The sequence below is a fragment of the Trichocoleus sp. FACHB-262 genome, from assembly GCF_014696035.1.
Taxonomy (GTDB): Bacteria; Cyanobacteriota; Cyanobacteriia; order FACHB-46; family FACHB-46; genus Trichocoleus.
The window spans coordinates 119,476-139,001 of record NZ_JACJPK010000108.1; the positions used below are offsets into that span (position 1 = coordinate 119,476).

The window sequence follows — 19,526 nt, forward strand, 5'->3', positions numbered from 1 at the left end:
GTTGGTATCAAGGGCGATCGCTGATTGGGTTCTCACTCAACCGAATAAATTGCTAAAGAAAGCAGGGTTGCTGCGGCGTAGCCAGTTTAATAAGGACAGGATGATCTGGAGGTTCACTTCATGGCAACTCCTGTGCATAACACCGCTAGCAATAGTCTTTGGCCGAGCCTGCCAGTGACGGCATGGCAAGATACCTATGCAACTCTGCATCTGTGGACTCAAATTGTCGGTAAGATTCGGCTCGCCCTGACTCCCAAATTGAATCACTGGTGGCATTCCACGCTGTATGTCACGTCCAGAGGCTTGACGACCTCTGCTATTCCTTACCAAACCCGTCTCTTTCAGATTGATTTTGACTTCCTCGATCACAACTTACGCATTGAAACGAGCGATGGCGCTACCAGAAATATCCCTCTCGTTTCTCGTTCTGTAGCAGATTTTCACCAAGAGATCATTGGTACTTTGCATGAGCTAGGGATTGCAGTCCAAATATGGACTATGCCACAAGAAATCGCTGACCCTATTCGCTTTGAGCAAGATCATCAACATGCCACCTATGATCCAGAGTACGCTCAGCGACTTTGGCAAATCTTGTTGCAAACACACCGAGTGATGACTGTATTTCGCTCCCGCTTTATTGGTAAAGCAAGCCCAGTGCATTTCTTTTGGGGCAGTTTTGACTTAGCAGTCACTCGCTTCTCAGGCCGTCTTGCCCCAGAACATCCTGGTGGCGTTCCTCACATGGCCGATTGGGTAACCAGAGAAGCTTACTCGCATGAGGTGAGCAGTTGCGGCTTTTGGCCCGGAGGCGGCACAGTGGCTGAGCCGATCTTCTACGCCTATGCCTATCCTGGGCCTGAAGGGTTTCGAGATTATGTGATTCAACCTGCGGAAGCCTTCTACAGCCCCGATCTCCAAGAATTTGTTTTGCCCTACGCAGCTCTACAACAGGCAATCGATCCAGATGCCATGCTCCTTGCCTTCTTTCAAACCACTTATGAAGCTGCTGCCGACTTAGCTCATTGGGATCGAGCTGCGTTAGAGCCTACCAACCAGTAACAGCAAGATGCGCTCAATTCAACTATTCATTGCTACCAGTCTAGATGGATATATTGCCAGAACATCAGGAGACGTGGATTGGCTATTTACAGACCAAGACTACGGCTACACTGAGTTTTTTGAACAAGTCGATACAGTTTTGATGGGGCGTAAAACCTATGAGCAAGTTTTGGGCTTTGGCGAGTATCCCTATCACGGCAAAAAAGGATATGTTTTCTCCAAAACACAACAACAGCAACAAGATGAAAATGTAGAGTTTGTCAGCGCTGACTGGGTTAACTTCCTGAACCAGTTACGTCGCGCTCAAGGGCAAAATATCTGGCTAGTAGGCGGCTCTGAACTCATTCGTTTTTGTTTCCAGCATGGTTTTGTGGATGAACTGATTCTCTCAATTCACCCCATTATTCTGGGTAATGGCATTCCTCTGATTGCTCATGACCCCGCTCTAGAGACATTGCTGAAGTTGCAACATACCAAAACTTATGAAACAGGGCTACTACAAGTTACTTACGCAATTCAAAAGCAGGTAGAAAAATAGCTGCTCAAGCTTGCGATCGCCACAGGGCAGACCCAACCCATTCTGTTAGAGCTAATTTTGCTAGGGGAATACTAGGGGGATTGGTAGAGTTTACTTAACTGTCACGATGGCCATCTCTAATCAGACCCGTAGGATTCTGTGGAAACGATCGGGCGATCGCTGTGCTGTTTGTCAGCGTCGATTGGTCGTGCACGCCACTGAATCATACTTAGAGTCGGCAATTGGTAATGAATGTCATATTGTGGCACCCGAACCCAATGGCCCCCGTAGTAATTTCCCGTTGACTGTGGAAGAGCCAGATGACTACTCCAATCTCATTTTGCTTTGTCAAGTTCATCATCAACTGGTTGATGATCAGCCCCACACATATCCTGTAGATAAGTTAAGGGAGATCAAGCGCAGACATGAAGCGTGGATAAGAGATGCATTTAACCTAGAGCTGCCAGCATCAGAACCAATTCAATCTCCTTTGCTACTCTACAGAATGGAGACTGGCCTTCAACTCATATCTCTATTGCGCGGTAGCCATGCTTCCCGGTTTCATCATGATCATCTAGATAGCGATAGAACCGAACTGGCAAACGAGTTTTTGCAAAACATTCAGGAGCGTCTTGATAGCTGGGATGCGATCGCTAGTCAAGATAGAATCACTGCTCAACTGACGCTAAACCGTGCTATCTGCAACCTCGAGGCGAATGGCTTGTTGGTTTATGCGGCCCGACAGCAGGAGCGACACCAAGTAGAAAATTTAGTCATAGATGACTGGCAAGTTGGTTACTTATTGGTCGTCAACCAAGCCAACCCCATCGCTGCCAATCGGAGTGAAGCTCTAGAACGGCTGATGGGATTCAAGCTGGCAACAGATCGTGAGTTTGCCAGTTATATCCTGATTCAGCTACAACATGAACAAATTCGATAAACAACGAATCAGTACCGCATCATCCGGGCTAAGCCTAAACTGACTCCTGTTTCTCGACTTGGTTCGTCTTGTACCAAGAACCAAACTCCTGTTTCAGGCTACCGATGCAGGAGTTAGATAAAGATTGGCGTGGCTTTTCCTGCCTGTCAGCAAATAGGCTGTGATGGCTCCTTTCCCCTTGACCTCAATTGAACCTCTAGGCTCGAAGCTGTAGTCATCTCGGAGGCATTCGTAAGTAGCAGCAGTAACTTGAATTTCTCCTGGTAACCCATGAGATTCCATGCGGCTGGCAACGTTGACCGTATCGCCCCATAGGTCGTAGATAAACTTCTTGGTGCCAATCACGCCAGCTACCACTGGGCCTGTGTTAATGCCAATTCGGAGGCTGCAATTCTGGTGATAGCGGCTATTGAATTTGTGAATCTCTTCACGCATGGCTAGAGCCATTTCGGCGATCGCTTGGGGATGGTCAGGTCGTAGCGTGGGTAAGCCTCCCACCACCATATAGGCATCTCCAATTGTCTTGATTTTTTCTAAGTCATATTGTTCGCTCAGGCGATCGAAGGCGGAAAAGATCTCATTCAACATCGCCACGAGTGCTTCAGGAGGCACTTGTTCGGCCAGTTGGGTAAAGTTGACCAGATCCGCAAACAAAATTGTGGCTGAGGCAAAACCATCTGCAATATTGCTCTGGCCGTCTTTGAGCTTCTGGGCAATGGATGGAGGCAAAATATTCAGCAACAAGCGTTCCGATTTTCCTTGTTCGGTAGCCAATTCTTGATTTGCCGATTGCAATTGGGCTGTGCGCTCAATCACGCGCAACTCCAGCTCCTTAGAAGTTTGACGTAAGCGACCAATCACCAATGCAATTCCTGATAGCGCTAGGAGCGACAGAGTGGTGAGCATGAGGAAGGTGCCACGTAATCCAGCATTGGTTTGAGCCATAAACGTATCGAGCGGTCGTGTAATCTCCAGTGCGCCTCGCACATCTCCGACCCGCCAATCTCGTTTCGGGCTATTGGGGTCATTATTATGGCAACTGACGCAACTAGCCTGCATGATGTCTGCTTGGGCATAGCGCAGAGCCGGACGACCTTGAAAAGTTTCGATTCTATAGAAGGGTTGCTCAGGATGCTGGGTCAGATAACGCAGCGCTTCACGCTCAAACTCATCTTTAGGGCCACCTTCAGCTTTTCGGCTAGGAAACGGGTAGTCACTATACAGCCGTACCGACATGCCAGGATTTTTGTCGCTCAGGTGATGGCTCAGCTCGATCAAATAGGTGGCTGGGACTGGGATTGCACCTGGCGTATTTGTGTAGTCATACGTCACTGTAATTCCGGGAACACCTGCGACTCGTCTGACCGCCTCAGAACTGTAGAGAGTGCGAGCTTCTTCAATGGCTTGAGCATACAAAGCAGCGCTCTGAAGTGCCTGAGACTTAATCAAGCTAGATGAGAGCCGCGACATATTCCACAAAGCCCCTGACACCCCAGCAATGAATAGGAGAGTCAGAATCAAAACGGTTTTTCTATTCAGAAGTTGCAATAGAAATTGAATGCCGTTTGAGAAAAAATGACGGGTGGAACGCTCAAACGAGTTAGCGGCTTCTCGATGCATTACTCCTTCCCTGGTTGCTTGCGGTGTTGTCTCTCCATAACCAGTATCTACACCCATTCCGGAGTAATTACTTAGGCTCTGTATACTTTTCGTGCCAGAACCTAGTTTAACCGGAGAGCCACCCAGCAAAAAATCAGTTCATCATGACTTTATAGATCAGGTTCATATCAACCGCGATCGCTCACATATAAGAACCTGCGATCGCCTGTTGCAGAGAATTGTTGCAGCATCACAAGGCTATGATTGGGATGTCACTGGCAAAGCTAAAGCACTCCAGCAGAAGGGGCGAGTTATGAGCGTAACTTACACCGCAGATTTTAATTTGTGGATTGAAAAAACAGCCCAGCTACTCCGCGATCGCCATTGGCATGAGATTGACCTAGAGCATTTGATTGAGGAGATCGAAGATTTGGGCAAGAGTGAACGGCGTGGAGTCACCAGTCAATTGATTCGCCTTCTACTGCATTTGCTCAAGTGGCAATATCAACCACAACGCCGCTCCGATAGCTGGCTAGATTCTATTACGGATGCTCGAACCCAAATTAGCTTAGCGATTGAAGACAGCCCCAGTCTCAAGAGCTACCCAGCAGAGCAATTGGAAGTAAGCTATCAACGCGCTCGGCAACAAGCTGCTAAGCAAACCGGAATATCCCTTGAGGTTTTTCCTGAAGCCTGCCCGTATCCTTTGGAGTTGGTGCTTGCAGAAGACTGGCTTCCAGAAGCAAATAGTTCCAGTTAAGGTGTAACTAAATATCTAAAATCACCAGTGCTGTCCAACCTTCTGGTGTTTGTTCTAGCTTAAATCGATGTAATGTCACTGCTTTCACATCGACTCGCTGATGGTGGCGTTCTGGATCAAGCTCTTCTCCTTTTGCAATTGCTGTTAGGTAATAAAGCGTATCTTTTTGCTCAATTTGTACCTGTTGAGGGCGCAGGAGGAGTTGTTCGCTGTCTTTGTAATAGACAAACTCTTGTAGAAAATTAAATAGCAAGAGATCTAACTCGTCGTTATCTAGGGTAAAGGTGCGGGTCTCCTGAGGTGCGATCGCCTCTAGGTTATCAATCATGGTATTGGTAACCGCATCTCCCGCCGCCAAGAACACCTCCTCTAAGTCCTTGCCCCAAGCTCGAAAGGCAATATCCGCGATCGCAATATCTTCTAAAAATTCGTAAGACATACTATTTGTTAGTTAAATCGTAATTATCTTTAAGCTCTATGTTTGCAGATCTAAATTGGTTCTACGTTGCTCTCAGGTAAGGGAAACCAAGCAGAGAAGGTGCTGCCAACTCCACAGGTAGAGGTAAACGAGACCTTGCCTCCATGTAACTCGACTAACCGCTTGGTCAGGGCTAACCCCAAACCTGTTCCTCCATGCCGTCGATCGGTGGCTCCATCTACTTGCTGAAAAGTTTGGAACAGCAAATGTTGATCTTCAACAGGGATGCCAATTCCAGTATCGCTAACGGATAACCCTACGAACATAGAAGTAGATGCACCCTGCAAAGCCGCTTCTTCCTCCACCTCCAACACATTGAAGTTCTGTAACTCCACATCAGTTACAACTTGAGTCTTCAGCGTAATGGTGCCGCCTCCTGGCGTAAACTTGATCGCATTGGATAGATAGTTCAGCAACACTTGTAAAATTCGCTGGCGATCGCCCAGAATGAATTCACAGGCCAGAGGAAGTTCTTGAGATAACTGCTGCTGTTTACTCAAGGCTCGCACCTCCACCATTTCTAGAGCCGCTTGGCATAACGCTGCGAGATTTAGCTCTTCAAAATCAAGCTCTAGTTTGCCTGCTTCAATTTTAGCCAGATCCAATAAATCATTGATCAGTGCGAGTAAATGGTCACCACTAGAGTGAATCAGGGATAAATACTGCTCTTGTTTAGGATTCAACGCTCCAAAATTCTTTTGCAGCAACACGCTGGAGAAGCCTAGGATCGAAGTCAGGGGTGTCCGCAACTCATGCGACATATTGGTGAGAAATTCTGACTTTAAGCGCGAAACTTCGGTCAGCTGTTCATTCTGGGCTTGTAATTGGCGCGTTAACGCTTGCAATTTCTCGTTGGCTTGCTTGCGTTCGGTGATATCTTCCACAGTGCCCACATGACCCATGAGTTGACCATTATCGGCAAATAAAGGAGACGAGCGAGAATGTACCCAGCATACTGTCTCTCGTCGCTGGAAGCGAAACTCATCTGAGTATGCTTGGCCCGATGACGCACAGTAAAACCAATAAGCGGCTACTCGCTCCCGATCTTCGGGATGAATCGCTTCAGCCCACCCTTCGCCTAAGGCTGCTTCAAAGGTAAGTCCTGCGATCGCCTGCCAGGAAGGATTGGTATAAGTACAATTTCCTTGAGTATCCGTGAGAAAAATCCCCAAGGGAGAACAGGCACTCAAAGAGCGAAAGCGTTCTTCACTTTGCCGCAGGGCTTCTTCCCCTTGCTTACGCTCAGTGATATCTAATGAGACTCCACAGAAAGCGTAAACTTCCCCACTTGCGTCCTGAAGCGGAAATTTGATGCGGAGGAAAGTATGAACGCCGTCGGGTAAGGTCATATCATTCTCAAATGTCATGACTTTTGCTGAGGCAAAAATCTCTTCATTTTCTTGAAAGAATACAGCCGCTGCTTCAGGAGGCAAAAAATCGCGTAGATTTTGCCCTTCAATTGGGTTTCCGAAAAGTGGTCCAAATATCCGATACCATTCGGCGTTGGCAAACCTCATATAACCATCCACATCAATGATGTAAATGATGGCGGGAGTATAGTCTAGAAGGGCCTGCATTTGGGCGCGTGAGGCGGAAAGCTCTGCGGTTCGCTCTTGCAATTGCTGCGCCAATGACTGCAAGCGCTCCTCAGCCTGCTTACGCGCAGTAATATCTACACAAGACCCTTGGAAGAACTGCACTTGACCTGCCTCATCTCGCACAGGGACAGCCCGATCTAAGATCCAATAGAGCGTACCTTCTTGGTCTAGAATGCGATACTCAGCTTCAAAAGTTTGGCCTGCGGTCAGGCTCTCTGTGGATGCACGGATCACCCACTCTCGATCTTCTGGATGGATGCTATCTATCCAGCCGTTGCCCAGGATTTGCTCTGAAGTTAGCCCTAGCCAAGCGCATAAGTGCTGGTTCATAAACTCATGGCTAGAACTGCCGACAACATACAGTCCGACTGGAGCGTTGTCTAAAATGGTTCTCAGTTGAAGCTTAGAACGTGGCCCACGCTGGTGTTGGGAGGGAGCTGTATGCAGTCTCATCAGCGCGCTGATCAATATTCCCTCTAGTGCAAAGACACTCCACTCAACCAGGTCATTCGGCGCGATCGCCCCACTAGAGGTCAGAGATGGTGGAGAGGAGTAGGCGCAAGCAACACCCATTAGAACTGTAGCGAGGAGACCTGGCCCTAGACCTCCATATCTTGCACTCAAAATGACTGGAGCCAAACCAATCAGCCAAGGATTGTCGGCAATTGTCGAGTCGGAGGCTAGCAAAATCAGAAATGAGGCGATCGCAACTAGCAACACAGCGCCACCATAGCGCCAGAGTTGGGAGAGGGCGACTTCCAAAATGCTCTAACCTCCGTATTTCTCAACAAGCGGTCATGGTCAACAGTTCAGTAGAGTGTAACCAATTGACTCTGATTCATGCTATTGCGGAGAATACGCTTGTCTTAATGCTCACATACCTTAAGGCGCTGTAAAATTGCGGCTTGGTGTTCGTTCACCTGTTTGCCAATAAAGACTAGCTCTGTCGTTGCTTGCTCAAAGGGTTCGAAGTCCCAACGACCCGCGACAAAGTTAAATAGATAAATATCGTCTACAAATCGCACAAAGCCTTTAGCTCGATAGACGCTTGGAGCCAAGCTAGCGGCAAACTCTTCAAAACAGGTGCGATCGAACGTAGCAGGAGAGGTGTAGCTGAAGGAATCAAACTCTGGCTGGTGAATGTGATGGGGTGGTTGGAGCGATCGCTCCGCTTTGGCAATACCAAACAATAAGGCTGGATCGATTTGACCACGCTGGGTGTGGAAGATGGGAGCCGTTTCGTTAAAGCGGTGAAGTTTAGTAGCGATCGCTTCTAGTTCACTCTCCGCCACCAAATCCACCTTGTTGAGCAAAATGGCATCGGCTGCCTCAATCTGAATTCGCCCAGTATGGCCGATTTGGGGATATTGCACCAAGCCATCGGCATCAATCACGGTCACTACACCATCGAGCCGCACCACCGGAATACTTTCTTGAATGTCAAACACCAGTGCATCCGGTTCTGCTAAGCCAGTGGTTTCCACCACAATCAGATCTGGATTGACGGTTTCAATGATCTCATTCACTGCTGCCTCAAACTCACCCAAGAGCGAACAGCAAACACACCCCCCACCCAAGTCAGCCATGCTCACATTCTGGCCTTGAATCACTTTGGCATCGATCGCAATCTCACCAAATTCATTCATCAAGATGGCAATCTTTTGAGAAACAGTAGCGAGAATATGGCGTAGCAATGTGGTTTTGCCACTACCGAGAGGGCCTGTAATCAAGGTTAGAGGGGTGCGAGTTGTCATAGGTTTGAGCCAATGCAGCAGCTTTTAGGGGTGTTAAGTTGGCTTGGAGGGCTGGCTGGTTTCTGTGGCAGTAGCGGGACGAGTGGCGACTGAACTGCGGAGGAGATCAAGTAGAACTTGGACGACACAAGCTAAGGCTACGAGCGTTACCAGATTCAGAGATGAGAGGCGATCGCCAACCAGCGCTAGGAGCAGCACTAGAACGGCGGATGCAGTGCGATAAGCGCTCAAAATTTTGCGATACCTCGCAGTTCCCAAGGCGCAGCTCATGTAGTGAATCCCCGCTAACGCCAACAAACAAGTCGCGATTGCTGAACACAACAGCCACCGTTCCGCACTAGAGGGAATGGCAGTAGCATCATGGGCAATTAGGTGTTCTACACCAACTCCAGCAGCGACCAATCCCATTGCTAGAGGCAGGTGAGCATAGAGCCAAGTGAGAGCAACCCGCATCTTGCCTACTTTCATCGACTTAAGGGGCGAGCCATCAGCCGTATCGAAGTACAACCACCACAGGCTAAAGGCGATCGCCAACCCCAACAACCCTACAAGGATAGAGCCTAAGCTCCATTCATGTTCTGCCAACCCTCCCACTACGCCGATCACAGACTCACCCAAGACAATTAAGGTAAATAGTCCTATGCGTTCTAGAACGTGGGGCATGCTGGGAGGAATTTTGGCAACGAGACGACCCGCAGAGAGCGGGGTAGAGAGGTCTATCGCTAAGCTCACCACCCACAGCCCCAATCGTAAAGGAGGAGGCAGAAAAGCTGAGACTAGCCAAAGTCCAGCACTTAGGCCAAAGCCAGTGGCATACCAAGTTGTCAGCGATCGCGCCGCTGGTATGTGATGTCCCGCGTTGAGATACTGCAAGATCAAGGTGACACGAAACAGAACATAGCAGATGGCAAAGCCACTCCCGGAGCTGCTCAACCCATGATGTACATTGACTGCCATTGCTGCGACGATCGCCATTTGTACTAAGGCAAACAAGCGATCGACAATGCTTCCGATATCAAAGCGAGTGGCGTAGAAGGTTGCTCCCACCCAGCACCACCAGATGGGCACAAATAAGATTGCAAATTTTAAGCAGCCAGTCCAGGAAATGTTGCCGCTTAAGCTATGGGCTAGTTCTGCGGTCGCAGCAACGAATACTAAATCGTAAAACAGTTCCAACCAGGTGGCGTGACGCTCAGACACTTGCTCTTCATCACGACGCAAACGGGGCGGTTGCCATAAAGCTTTTGTCATGGAACCTTAACTGCCTTAGCAACAGTGAGAAACCTTGACTAATAGTTAAACGGCTGGCTCGAAGGAAGTAAAGGGGCAGGGAGAGGTGGTAGGTAAAGGTTTAGTAATTGGGCGATCGCGATTTGTTCGATCTTAGTTCGTGACGGTTTTCAAGATAACCGAGCCTTGGGGGCACTCGCCCCCAAACCCCCGCTGGGGGACGCAGCCGCCCCCAGGCCCCCTCCAGAAGTGCTCGATGGTAATAGCTGTAATTCTGTAAATGGTGGCATCTCTAGCTCCTCCTTCCCTAGCAGGGAAGGGGGCTGGGGGGTTAGGTGCCATCAACCTTTGATGTTGCCGATGGGGGTCAGACGCGCCACCCGTTTGCTGATTCCCGCTAGCTCGGCGGCTTCGATCACATCATCTACATTTTTATAAGCACCGCCTGCTTCTTCAGCTAAACCGGATGCAGAAGTGCTACGGACATAGATGCCTTTGGATAGCATCTCCTTTTGCAGTACATCACCACTCCAGGTTTTGCGGGCTTTAGTTCGGCTCATTTTGCGGCCACTGCCATGAGCGGTGCTAAAAAAGGTTTGGTCGCCAGTCGGGACTCCAACCAACAAATAGGAACCTGTTTCCATACTGCCGCCAATAATCACGGGTTGGCCGTACACTTTGTAGGCTTCGGGGACATCGCTCATGTCGGGTCCAAAGGCACGAGTGGCTCCTTTACGGTGAACCAAGAGCGATCGCGCTTGACCATCTACAATATGTTGTTCTAGCTTGGCGGTGTTGTGGGCGACATCATAGACCATCTCTAGACCCAGGTCTTCGGCGGAGCGACCAAACACCTCAGAGAAAACTTCCCGGATACGATGCAAAATCACTTGGCGATTGGCGAAGGACATGTTGATGCCACACTGCATGGCCGCGAAGTAAGCTTGGCCTTCAGGGGAATCAAAAGGAGCGCAAGCCAGTTCTCGATCTAGCACCTTGATGCCGTACTTGCTCTCCATCACTTTTAGAAAGACTTGTAGATAGTCGGTAGCAACTTGGTGCCCAAAGCCTCGACTGCCACAGTGGAACATGATCACGACTTGATCGGGGATGGTAATGCCAAAGGCCCGCGCTAGCTCTCGGTCGTAAATGTTTTCTTTTTTAGCAACTTGAATTTCTAAGTAGTGATTGCCTGAACCCAACGTCCCGATTTGGTTAAAGCCGCGATCGATCGCCTTTTCACTCACTTTGTCCGGATTGGCTCCGGCGAGGCAACCGCCTTCTTCCATCAGTTCTAGGTCAGCTTCCCAACCGTAGCCATTGTCTACACACCAACGCGCTCCTTGTTGCAACACTTGACGAAAGTCGTTGCGGGACAACTTGACAAACCCTTTGCTGCCTACGCCCGCAGGCACGCTTTTATATAGCTTGTCTACCAATTGCTTAATGTGCGGCTTGACGTCTTTGTAAGTGAGATTCGTGACGACCAGACGCATCCCGCAATTGATATCGAAGCCAATGCCACCGGGAGAAATCACCCCACCCTGCTCGACATCCATTGCGGCCACACCTCCAATCGGGAAGCCGTACCCGAAGTGTCCATCGGGCATACAGAGGGCGTATTTGGTGATGCCTGGTAATGTGGCGACGTTGGTGATCTGGTCAATTACGCCTTCGTCTATGTCTTTGATTAGTTTTTCAGTCGCGTAGATTCGGGCAGGCACCCGCATCCCTTCTTTATAAGAAACTGGAATCTCCCAGATCGTGTCAGAAACTTTTTTAGCAACTCGATGTAACGCTTCCATACCAGCGCTCCTGCCCTATCATTTCTACTTCTAAGCATCCCTTTGGGCAAGGATTATACATCCCTATAAAGTAGGAGACAGGTGCAGGGGGCGGCAGAGGCAGACGCCAGCAATTCTAGTCTTCGATTGATGGGAGATTAATGGGACGCTACATGCCGAATTGCGATCGCTGCTGTAAACAAACCCAGCCCCATTGCCAGCGCACCGCCAGGAGATTCGCTCAATATTAATATCACCACAAGCATTGCCAAGGATAAGAAAATACTCATAGGGATAGCTCTACAAAAAAGAATTACTTTAAATTTCCCGAAAATCGCTGGTTAACCGCGATCGCTTTGTAACTTTTGTGTAAAAGGCTACAAGTTACAGCCACGACGCTACCAATTCTCATCACCGTATCACAGTGAAACTTGGCTTGTCGTCATGTAGATCACAAGACAGCGCACCGCAGATCACAAATTTGTAGATGCCAGGTAGATGCTAGAAAAATTCCTGGTTTTTCTTAATTCGCACAAATCAATCTGAAGCACTCTTCAGAGACACTGAGCGCTCTTATAAGTGCTGCAATTATTGATTAAAGTTAATTTTATTCCTGACCCACCTGAATTACTCAGATTTTTTGGCTCGACGGCCTGGGGTCTTTTCCCGCTGCTCTTTGCCACGCCGATTGCGACCGCGGGATTTTTCTTGTTGCTCTTGTTCCCGGCGAACCCGGCCTGGGACTTGCTCTCGCTGTTCCTGCTCCCGCCGACGGCGATCGCGCCAATCCACAGCGGTCAAATAGGCAACGCCACCAGTAACAGTGATCAACAGTCCGAGCGCAGCAATAACGAGGATGTTAGCAACAGTAGCTTCCACAATAACTTTTGAATGAAAACAATCAAGAACGAAAAAGATTTGCCTTTGAAGAATACTTAGATGCGTGAAGCCAATACCTCTAAGTTTGTTGATTGAGGCTTAACCCCACCCCGCCTATGGTACCCCTCCCCCTAGGGAGAGGGGACGGGGAAGGAGTTAAAACCCGTTACGGCCCCAAACCACCATCGAGATCGAAAAGGTAAAGACAGCGAGGAGAGAAACCCAGCCCAGCGTCAGAATATCCATATTGTTAAAGACAAGCCTATGAAACTACTCCGACCCTTATGATAATTCAAAACTTGAGCAATCAATGCCTCCATTTTGTCCGTCACTAGCTCAGCTCAACCCTGACAATTAATTGCAAATTTAGCGATCGGGTGGTCCAACCTGATACAATCGCGCCTTGACAGGATTGAGCAAAATTGCGCATGGTAAACGGGTCTTTCGAGCTGAATTTAGCAGAACGCATTGAATCGCTCAAAGCAGGAACCTTAGCCGCTTTGTCTGTCTGCGTGGCCTTCGCCGCGATCGCGCTTGTCAACAGTCAAGTTTTGGCTACCCAGTTTGCTAGCCTCGCCAGTCTACAAATCGCCAGTATCGAAACCAATTTGCTCATTAGTGGTGCGATCGCCATTTTGGCGGGGTTTTTATTCGGGGTCACCTACCGCTATGTGATCCGCGAAGACCAAAATCCGCACCTCAAGTCGGGTGTAGTACTAGCTTTTGGCTTAGTGCGTGGGTTGGCGCAGGTGGATGTGGGGTTCAATCTCCAAGGAACGCTTTGGCCGTTTGGGGTGCTGGCGATCGAAAGTATCTGCCTGTTTGCGATCGCTCGTTTGGCTTTAGACTTTGCGATTCAGCAGGATTGGGTCAAACGGTTTAATTCCAACTAGGCTTTTCACCCAACCCCCCGGTTTTAGCTTGAGGTGAAACTGGGTTGAACTCAGCAATATTACGAATAAAGCCGCGCTAATTAGCTGATGCAGATTCCGTAAACAGTCTTAGAAAAATCATGACTAGATTGGGAAGTCTTAGGTCTAGTGTCAGTACTTTCTGCCCAGATTTTTGGCAACCTTAAGGCAACCTCAAAAGTTTAGGAAGCTGATGCTGCCCAAAATTAGCTTCTCAAGCAGCCCCTATGCACCACCCACTAGCAGCGACTTCTTGCCAGCCTCATCAGTCAGGCTTCACCCGCTCTCTAGGGCCTGTGCAAAATGGCAAAACCATGATTCTCGACCCTGACGGGTATGTTTGCAGTTGGAATACAGGGGTTCAAAACTTAGAAGGCTATCAGTCAGAGGAAGTGATTGGGCAGCATTTCTCTTGCTTTTTTCCGGCTGAGGATATGGAGCAAGGTCAACCTAGCCAAGTTCTGGCAACTGCGATCGCTCAAGGTCGTGTTGCTGAGGAGAGGTGGCAGGTTCGTAAAGACGGCTCTCGATATTGGGCCAGTGTGGTTCTAACCGCACTATTTGATCTCAACGGACAACTCCAAGGGATTTCTCAAGTTACTCAAGACCTCACAGCCCGTAAACTCACTGCTGAAAAGAGTGTTGAAGACAAACGCTCTGAGGCAGAAGTCGCATTAAGCATGTCTCAAGCAGAGTTAATGACTCTATTTGGGGCGATGCAGGATGTGATTTTAGTGATCAGTGCTGAAGGCCGTTACTTAAAAATTGCACCGAGTTGCACTCCCCTCCTATACCGCCCCTCAACCGATTTGGTGGGCAAGACCATGCATGAGGTACTGCCTCATGCAGCAGCAGACTTTTTCTTACACCACATTCAGCAAGCTCTAACGACACAAACCGCTGTCAAGGTTGAGTACAGTTTACCTGTTGAGGATCAACTGATTTGGTTTGATGCCACGCTGGTCGCCTTAACCGAACAATCTGTGTTGTGGGTAGCACGAGACATCAGCGCTCGCAAGCAGGCAGAGCAAGCGCTAGTGGATCAAGTGCGACTGGCTGCCTTCCGATCCGAGGTTGATGCTTCCTTGACTCGCAGTGATGATCTCCAGGAAATGCTCCATCAATGCACAAATGCGGTGGTGGGACATTTAGATGCTGCCTTTGCCCGGATCTGGCTCCTCAACCCAGAAGAGAACATTTTAGAGCTGCAAGCTAGCTCTGGTCTCTACACCCATCTTGATGGTGCTCATGCCCGTGTCCCAGTCGGCCAGTTCAAGATTGGCCTGATTGCTGCCGAACGCGAGCCACACTTAACCAATACGGTGCTGGACGATCCTCGGGTTGGCGATAAAGCCTGGGCGCTGCGAGAGGGTATGGTGGCTTTTGCTGGCTACCCCCTCATGGTGGAAGATCAGTTGTTAGGTGTAATAGCTTTGTTTGCTCGCCAGACCCTCAGCACTTCTACTCTAGATGCTTTGGCCTTTGTGGCTCAAGAAGTTGCACTGGGCATTAAACGTAAGCAAACAGAAACTGCCTTGCGCCAATCTGAAACCCAACTACGAGAAAAAGCCCAACAACTAGAATCAACGCTCTGGGAACTCCAACAAACCCAAACCCAAATTATTCAAAGCGAAAAAATGTCTAGCTTGGGGCAGCTTGTCGCTGGCGTAGCCCACGAAATCAACAATCCCGTCAACTTCATCTATGGCAACCTGAAACACGCGAACGAGTATACACAAGACCTCTTAGGGCTACTCCAGCTTTATCAACAACATTATCCCCATCCGATCGCAGCTGTGGAGGCGGAAGCAGCGGCCATCGATCTTGATTTCTTAGTGGAAGATCTGCCTAAACTGCTCTCTTCAATGAAAATAGGAGCCGAGCGCATCCGGCAGATTGTCGTCTCTCTGCGTCACTTCTCTCACATGGATGAGGCGGGGATGAAAGCGGTTAACCTCCATGAAGGTATTGACAGCACGCTGATGATTTTGCAGAATCGCTTCAAAGCTGGAGATGGGCACCTGGCCATTGAATTGGTCAAGAATTATGGTGATATCCCCTTGGTCGAGTGCTATGCAGGGCAGCTCAATCAAGTATTTATGAATATCCTCACCAATGCCATTGATGCTCTGGAGTCACAGAATCAACAGCGCTCCTTGCGAGACGCAGTTCAGAATCCAAGTCAAATTTCTATTTACACAGAGAGAGCCAGTGCTGATCGAGTCCGAATCAGGATTGCTGATAATGGACCAGGACTATCGCCAGTGGTTCAACAACGCTTATTTGACCCCTTCTTCACGACAAAGCCTGTCGGCAAAGGCACAGGTCTAGGCATGTCAATCAGCTATCAGATCGTGAAAGAAAAGCATGGTGGCTCTCTACACTGTGTTTCTGAAATTGGCCACGGTGCAGAATTTGTGATCGAGATTCCCATTAGCCAGGAGCCAAAATAAGTGATCAAGCGATCGCTAGCCTTGGATGCCTAAACTTAACTCAGCGCAAATTCGGCAAACTCAACTGGGACAAACAACATCTGGCAATCAATGGCAGAGAGAATTTTGTGATTGGCGCGATCGGATTGGAGACACTGACAAACGAGGTGCGCTACATCAGCCCGATGAATCATGCCGGATACCTGCGGATCTTCTGTCAGCACTGCATTTCCGGTTGCAGGTTCAGACTTTAAGCCGCCCGGTCGGACAATCGTGTAGTTCAAGCCACTAGCAATCAGATGTTGCTCTGCTTTCTCCTTCTCAATCAACACAGGCCGTAACGTCTCTAATGCCTGTGGGGAAAGCGCGACAATACTCTCGCCACTGCCAATAGAAGATACCAAAATAAATTTTGAGGCTCCTACTTTCACGGCTGCATCTACCAGGTTTTTGTTGCCTAGATAGTCGGCTCTTTCTCCATCCTTAGGCAAGCCACCAATAGTGCTGATCACAGCTTGAATTGGGGTTCCCTGCATTGCCTGTTCTACTTCAACGGCGCTTAAAGCATCGCCCAGCACCACTGTAATACCCATTGCTTCTAGTTCTGAGCGAGCTGCCTCAGAGCGCAACAGGGCCTTTACCTGTATGCCTTGTTCGACTAAACAACGAGCGATTTCTCGGCCTACACCCCGACTCGCACCCGCCAGGAAAACATAAGTCGTAGTCATCCTTAAATCTATCCTCATCGAGCCTGATTAGTTCCATAGTAGAGGTAGGCGTCGCCAGAAACCTACCGCTGCTCCTGGAGGAGCATCAACAAAACTCGTTGCTAAAGATGCTGAAAGATCACAGAGAAATTGTTGGCAGGCATCGGTACCGTCTCCAATAAAGTCAGATTTTGAGCGTTGGCTGCTGCGACGACATCTTCTAAGTGCCGGACACCCCACTCCGGATTTTGCGATCGCAGCGTCTCATCGAAAAACTCATTGCTGGGAGCCGTGTGCTGTCCACTTTGCTGATAAGGGCCATAGAGATACAGAATGCCCCCCGCCGGGAGTATGCGGCCTGCGCCAGCCATTAGTCCTAGACAAGCTGACCAAGGTGCAATGTGAATCATATTAATGCAGGCGATCGCGCTAATGGGTGGCTCAGGGAGATTGCTACCATCGCTGACTATCTCAACAGGCCAAACAGGGTCACGGGCATCTAATTGTAAGGGCGATCGCAGCTGCTTGGACGGCCATTCTTGTTGCCACGCGGCAATGCTTGCCACCATTTCAGGATTCGGGTCGCTGGGCTGCCAAATTCTTGGTTGGAGGCGTGGTGCCAAGAAGATGGCATGTTCTCCAGTGCCACTGGCTAGTTCCAAGACTGTGCCTGTGTCAGGTAACACCCGCTGCAACACTTGCAAAATCGGCTCTCGGTTACGAGCAGTTGCAGGTGCATGGCGACAAGCATGATTGTTAGTTTGGTCAGTCAAACTGGCTTACCTCTCATTTCTCACCTTGCCCATCGTAATAGCCTGCTAGCAATCAGCATCAGTTACAGTGAGTAAATTGCCATTGTCATTTTTGTAGCTTAAGTTTCCTCCGTGCATGTAGCTATGCAACAAAACCATATTCCGACTCAACCTTCTATCAAAAAAGCAATTGTCATCGGCGGTGGCATCGGTGGCCTCACGCTGGCCCGGGCTTTTCTAGATGTCGGAATTGATGTTGAACTATATGAAAAGCGATCGCTGGATGCCATGCTGTCTGGGCCAGGCGGTATCTTTATTCAGCGCAATGCCATCCGCATCTACCAACTGTTATGGGCAGGTAAGCTTTACAACGCTCTTTACGAAAAGGGTGGCAAAATTGGCAAAGGAGGATTTTTTAATCAGAAGGGTCGCCCCTTATACATCAATGCTCCAGAGTTTATTCAAGAAGAGAATTTAGGGATTTGTTTATTACGACCGGAGCTTCAGCAGATTCTCTATCAAGCTCTCCCCCCAGATAAGGTACATACAGAAGTCGCTTTTGAGAAATTTGAAGACTTGGGCGATCGCGTGCGAGTCTCCTTTCAAGATGGCAGCAGCACCGAAGGAGATATCCTGGTGGGAGCAGATGGACTGTATTCCAGGGTAAGAGCTAGTCTTGAGGAGCGTGAGCGTCTGACACCGCCAGTTTATAGTGGTACTACTTGCTGGCGAGGTTATTTTTCTGGCGCTGGGCTGCCGTTGGACCCAGAATACAGTTGGTTGGAATTTTGGGGTAAAGGCAATCGCTTCGGCTACTTCGATGTTGGCGGCGGGCGCTTTTCGTTCTATGCCTTCCAAAACACCGCAATGGGGGGTGAGGACGCTAGCCAAGGCGGTGCTTTGCCCATGTTGCGATCGCTGGCTTCCAACTATGCTGAGCCAGTCCCTACGATTGTGAATAGTCTGGGTGAATATCCAATTTATCGGGACGATATTTTCGATCGCGAACCGTTGGGTCAGCAGTGGGGAAAAGGCCGAGTAACTTTAATCGGCGATGCTGCCCATCCCGTACAACCGAGCTTAGGCCAAGGAGGTTGTATGGCCATCGAAGATGCTTTCGAGCTGGCTAAGCAGTTAAAGCAAGCAGGCGATCGCACCCAGATAGTATCCTTACTACGAGAATTTGAAGCTAGCCGCAGCCGCCGAGTTGCTCAGGTGTTTACCTCCTCGCGACAAGTCAGCCAACTGGGGCAAACTGAGTCCGCAGTTGGTTGTTTCATGCGTAACTGGATTTATCGGCTGACTCCGACTTGGTTGGGAGATTTACAATTCAAGTGGCTCTTCGATTACCACCCTACTTGGGGTTAGCAAGATTGAGTGGATTCTGAAGAAGCTGCAGCAGCTCTATTCAGCCTGATTGCGACTTGATTATTGAGGTGTTGGAGTTTCCTGAGCAGGCGTAGAATCAGGCCTCGTTTGCCGCGCTAAATATTGGCTCAAGGCATAAGCCAAGTCACCTCGCGTGATTGGCTGGAGCGGACTAATGCGGTTCCTTTCCACATTGACAAAGCCTTCATTCAGCGCCGTTGCCATTGCCTTACGTGCCCACGCAGGAATGTTTTGGGAGTCAGGATAGCGAGCCAAAATTGCTTCTACAGTCGCATCGGGGAACTGGTACACGCCATAGGCTTGAGCAAAAATTGCCAGGGCTTCGGCTCTAGTTATTTTCTGGTTGGGATAGAACAAACGACCGCGATAGCCTGTCATGGTCTTTGTTTTCAGCACCGTTTGGATGTCTTTATAGCCCCAGTAGTTAGGCGATACATCATCTACAGGCACTGGCTCACCTTGCTTAGCCGCCGCTCGCTGATTCAACTGAAATGTCTTGACTAAGATAGAAGCCAACTCGGCGCGACTGAGCAAATCAGTTTCACGAAAATCCCCGTTACTATCTTTTGTCATCAAGCCAGCCGCAACCACCGATGCGATCGGATCAGCGACAGGGGCGATCACTTCTACAGGTTCACCCAAGGGTGGTGTCTCAGGTACAGATTGCGCTTGCACTACCAATTGCAAGCCTTGTAGCAATACCACTAAAGAAATGGCGCTGAGTAAGCGGTGCATCT

At 49.2% G+C, this 19,526-nt stretch carries 20 protein-coding genes; 7 read left to right on the forward strand and 13 right to left on the reverse strand.

The features are described 5' to 3' along the window. Positions 1-120 precede the first annotated feature (120 nt). From H6F68_RS26200 to H6F68_RS26210, 3 genes are all read left to right on the forward strand, one after another. Positions 121-1,059 carry a DUF5996 family protein gene (locus H6F68_RS26200; protein ID WP_190563595.1) on the forward strand — a complete coding sequence of 313 codons (939 nt, stop codon included), beginning with the start codon at positions 121-123 and terminating at the stop codon, positions 1,057-1,059. 7 nt (positions 1,060-1,066) lie between these two features. After that, on the forward strand, positions 1,067-1,597 hold the full coding sequence (locus tag H6F68_RS26205) for a dihydrofolate reductase family protein (RefSeq protein WP_190563597.1): 531 nt from the start codon (positions 1,067-1,069) through the stop codon (positions 1,595-1,597). 106 nt (positions 1,598-1,703) lie between these two features. After that, on the forward strand, positions 1,704-2,516 hold the full coding sequence (locus tag H6F68_RS26210) for an HNH endonuclease (RefSeq protein ID WP_190563599.1): 813 nt from the start codon (positions 1,704-1,706) through the stop codon (positions 2,514-2,516). Between the two features lie 93 nt (positions 2,517-2,609). Here H6F68_RS26210 and H6F68_RS26215 read toward each other — a convergent pair whose 3' ends face one another. Then, positions 2,610-4,193 carry an adenylate/guanylate cyclase domain-containing protein gene (locus tag H6F68_RS26215; RefSeq protein ID WP_242065663.1) on the reverse strand — a complete coding sequence of 528 codons (1,584 nt, stop codon included), beginning with the start codon at positions 4,191-4,193 and terminating at the stop codon, positions 2,610-2,612. A gap of 34 nt (positions 4,194-4,227) precedes the next feature. Between H6F68_RS26215 and H6F68_RS26220 the strand changes: the two genes are divergently transcribed. Then, complete coding sequence (locus H6F68_RS26220; RefSeq protein WP_313930247.1) at positions 4,228-4,875, forward strand: DUF29 domain-containing protein; 648 nt, start codon at positions 4,228-4,230, stop codon at positions 4,873-4,875. 7 nt (positions 4,876-4,882) lie between these two features. Here H6F68_RS26220 and H6F68_RS26225 read toward each other — a convergent pair whose 3' ends face one another. From H6F68_RS26225 to petN, 9 genes are all read right to left on the reverse strand, one after another. Further along, positions 4,883-5,314, reverse strand: a complete 432-nt coding sequence (locus tag H6F68_RS26225) for an archease (protein WP_190563601.1) — start codon at positions 5,312-5,314, stop codon at positions 4,883-4,885. Between the two features lie 50 nt (positions 5,315-5,364). Then, positions 5,365-7,713: a PAS domain S-box protein gene (locus tag H6F68_RS26230; protein WP_190563603.1), complete on the reverse strand. Its 2,349-nt coding sequence runs from the start codon at positions 7,711-7,713 to the stop codon at positions 5,365-5,367. A gap of 104 nt (positions 7,714-7,817) precedes the next feature. Then, positions 7,818-8,705 carry a GTP-binding protein gene (locus H6F68_RS26235; RefSeq protein WP_190563605.1) on the reverse strand — a complete coding sequence of 296 codons (888 nt, stop codon included), beginning with the start codon at positions 8,703-8,705 and terminating at the stop codon, positions 7,818-7,820. A 33-nt stretch (positions 8,706-8,738) separates the two neighbouring features. Continuing rightward, positions 8,739-9,956: a low temperature requirement protein A gene (locus H6F68_RS26240; protein ID WP_190563607.1), complete on the reverse strand. Its 1,218-nt coding sequence runs from the start codon at positions 9,954-9,956 to the stop codon at positions 8,739-8,741. Positions 9,957-10,088: 132 nt separating this feature from the next. Next, positions 10,089-10,277, reverse strand: a complete 189-nt coding sequence (locus H6F68_RS26245) for a hypothetical protein (RefSeq protein WP_190563609.1) — start codon at positions 10,275-10,277, stop codon at positions 10,089-10,091. Then, positions 10,277-11,740, reverse strand: coding sequence for an RtcB family protein (locus H6F68_RS26250; protein ID WP_190563611.1), 1,464 nt, complete (start codon positions 11,738-11,740; stop codon positions 10,277-10,279). The genes H6F68_RS26245 and H6F68_RS26250 overlap by 1 nt, the downstream gene beginning before the upstream one ends. Before the next feature lie 137 nt (positions 11,741-11,877). Further along, on the reverse strand, positions 11,878-12,009 hold the full coding sequence (locus H6F68_RS29505; RefSeq protein ID WP_255524968.1) for a hypothetical protein: 132 nt from the start codon (positions 12,007-12,009) through the stop codon (positions 11,878-11,880). Positions 12,010-12,346: 337 nt separating this feature from the next. Continuing rightward, on the reverse strand, positions 12,347-12,598 hold the full coding sequence (locus tag H6F68_RS26255) for a hypothetical protein (RefSeq protein WP_190437040.1): 252 nt from the start codon (positions 12,596-12,598) through the stop codon (positions 12,347-12,349). Between the two features lie 156 nt (positions 12,599-12,754). Continuing rightward, a complete protein-coding gene (gene petN / locus H6F68_RS26260; protein ID WP_190436771.1) occupies positions 12,755-12,844 on the reverse strand; it encodes a cytochrome b6-f complex subunit PetN in 90 nt (29 codons plus the stop codon). Positions 12,845-13,026: 182 nt separating this feature from the next. Between petN and H6F68_RS26265 the strand changes: the two genes are divergently transcribed. Then, the gene (locus H6F68_RS26265; protein WP_190563613.1) at positions 13,027-13,491 is read left to right on the forward strand and encodes a hypothetical protein; all 465 of its coding nucleotides are present in this window, start codon (positions 13,027-13,029) and stop codon (positions 13,489-13,491) included. 245 nt (positions 13,492-13,736) lie between these two features. Further along, a complete protein-coding gene (locus tag H6F68_RS26270; RefSeq protein WP_190563615.1) occupies positions 13,737-15,962 on the forward strand; it encodes a PAS domain-containing protein in 2,226 nt (741 codons plus the stop codon). A 35-nt stretch (positions 15,963-15,997) separates the two neighbouring features. Here H6F68_RS26270 and H6F68_RS26275 read toward each other — a convergent pair whose 3' ends face one another. Both H6F68_RS26275 and H6F68_RS26280 read right to left on the reverse strand, forming a co-directional pair. After that, positions 15,998-16,669 (reverse strand): SDR family oxidoreductase, encoded by a 672-nt coding sequence (locus tag H6F68_RS26275; RefSeq protein WP_190563617.1) that lies wholly within the window; start codon positions 16,667-16,669, stop codon positions 15,998-16,000. Positions 16,670-16,770: 101 nt separating this feature from the next. Further along, positions 16,771-17,421, reverse strand: coding sequence for a DUF938 domain-containing protein (locus H6F68_RS26280; RefSeq protein WP_190563619.1), 651 nt, complete (start codon positions 17,419-17,421; stop codon positions 16,771-16,773). 123 nt (positions 17,422-17,544) lie between these two features. On the opposite strand from H6F68_RS26280, the gene H6F68_RS26285 reads away from it, so the two are divergent. After that, on the forward strand, positions 17,545-18,768 hold the full coding sequence (locus tag H6F68_RS26285) for an FAD-dependent monooxygenase (protein WP_190563621.1): 1,224 nt from the start codon (positions 17,545-17,547) through the stop codon (positions 18,766-18,768). A 60-nt stretch (positions 18,769-18,828) separates the two neighbouring features. Here H6F68_RS26285 and H6F68_RS26290 read toward each other — a convergent pair whose 3' ends face one another. Next, positions 18,829-19,524 (reverse strand): S-layer homology domain-containing protein, encoded by a 696-nt coding sequence (locus H6F68_RS26290; protein ID WP_190563623.1) that lies wholly within the window; start codon positions 19,522-19,524, stop codon positions 18,829-18,831. Positions 19,525-19,526 lie beyond the last annotated feature (2 nt).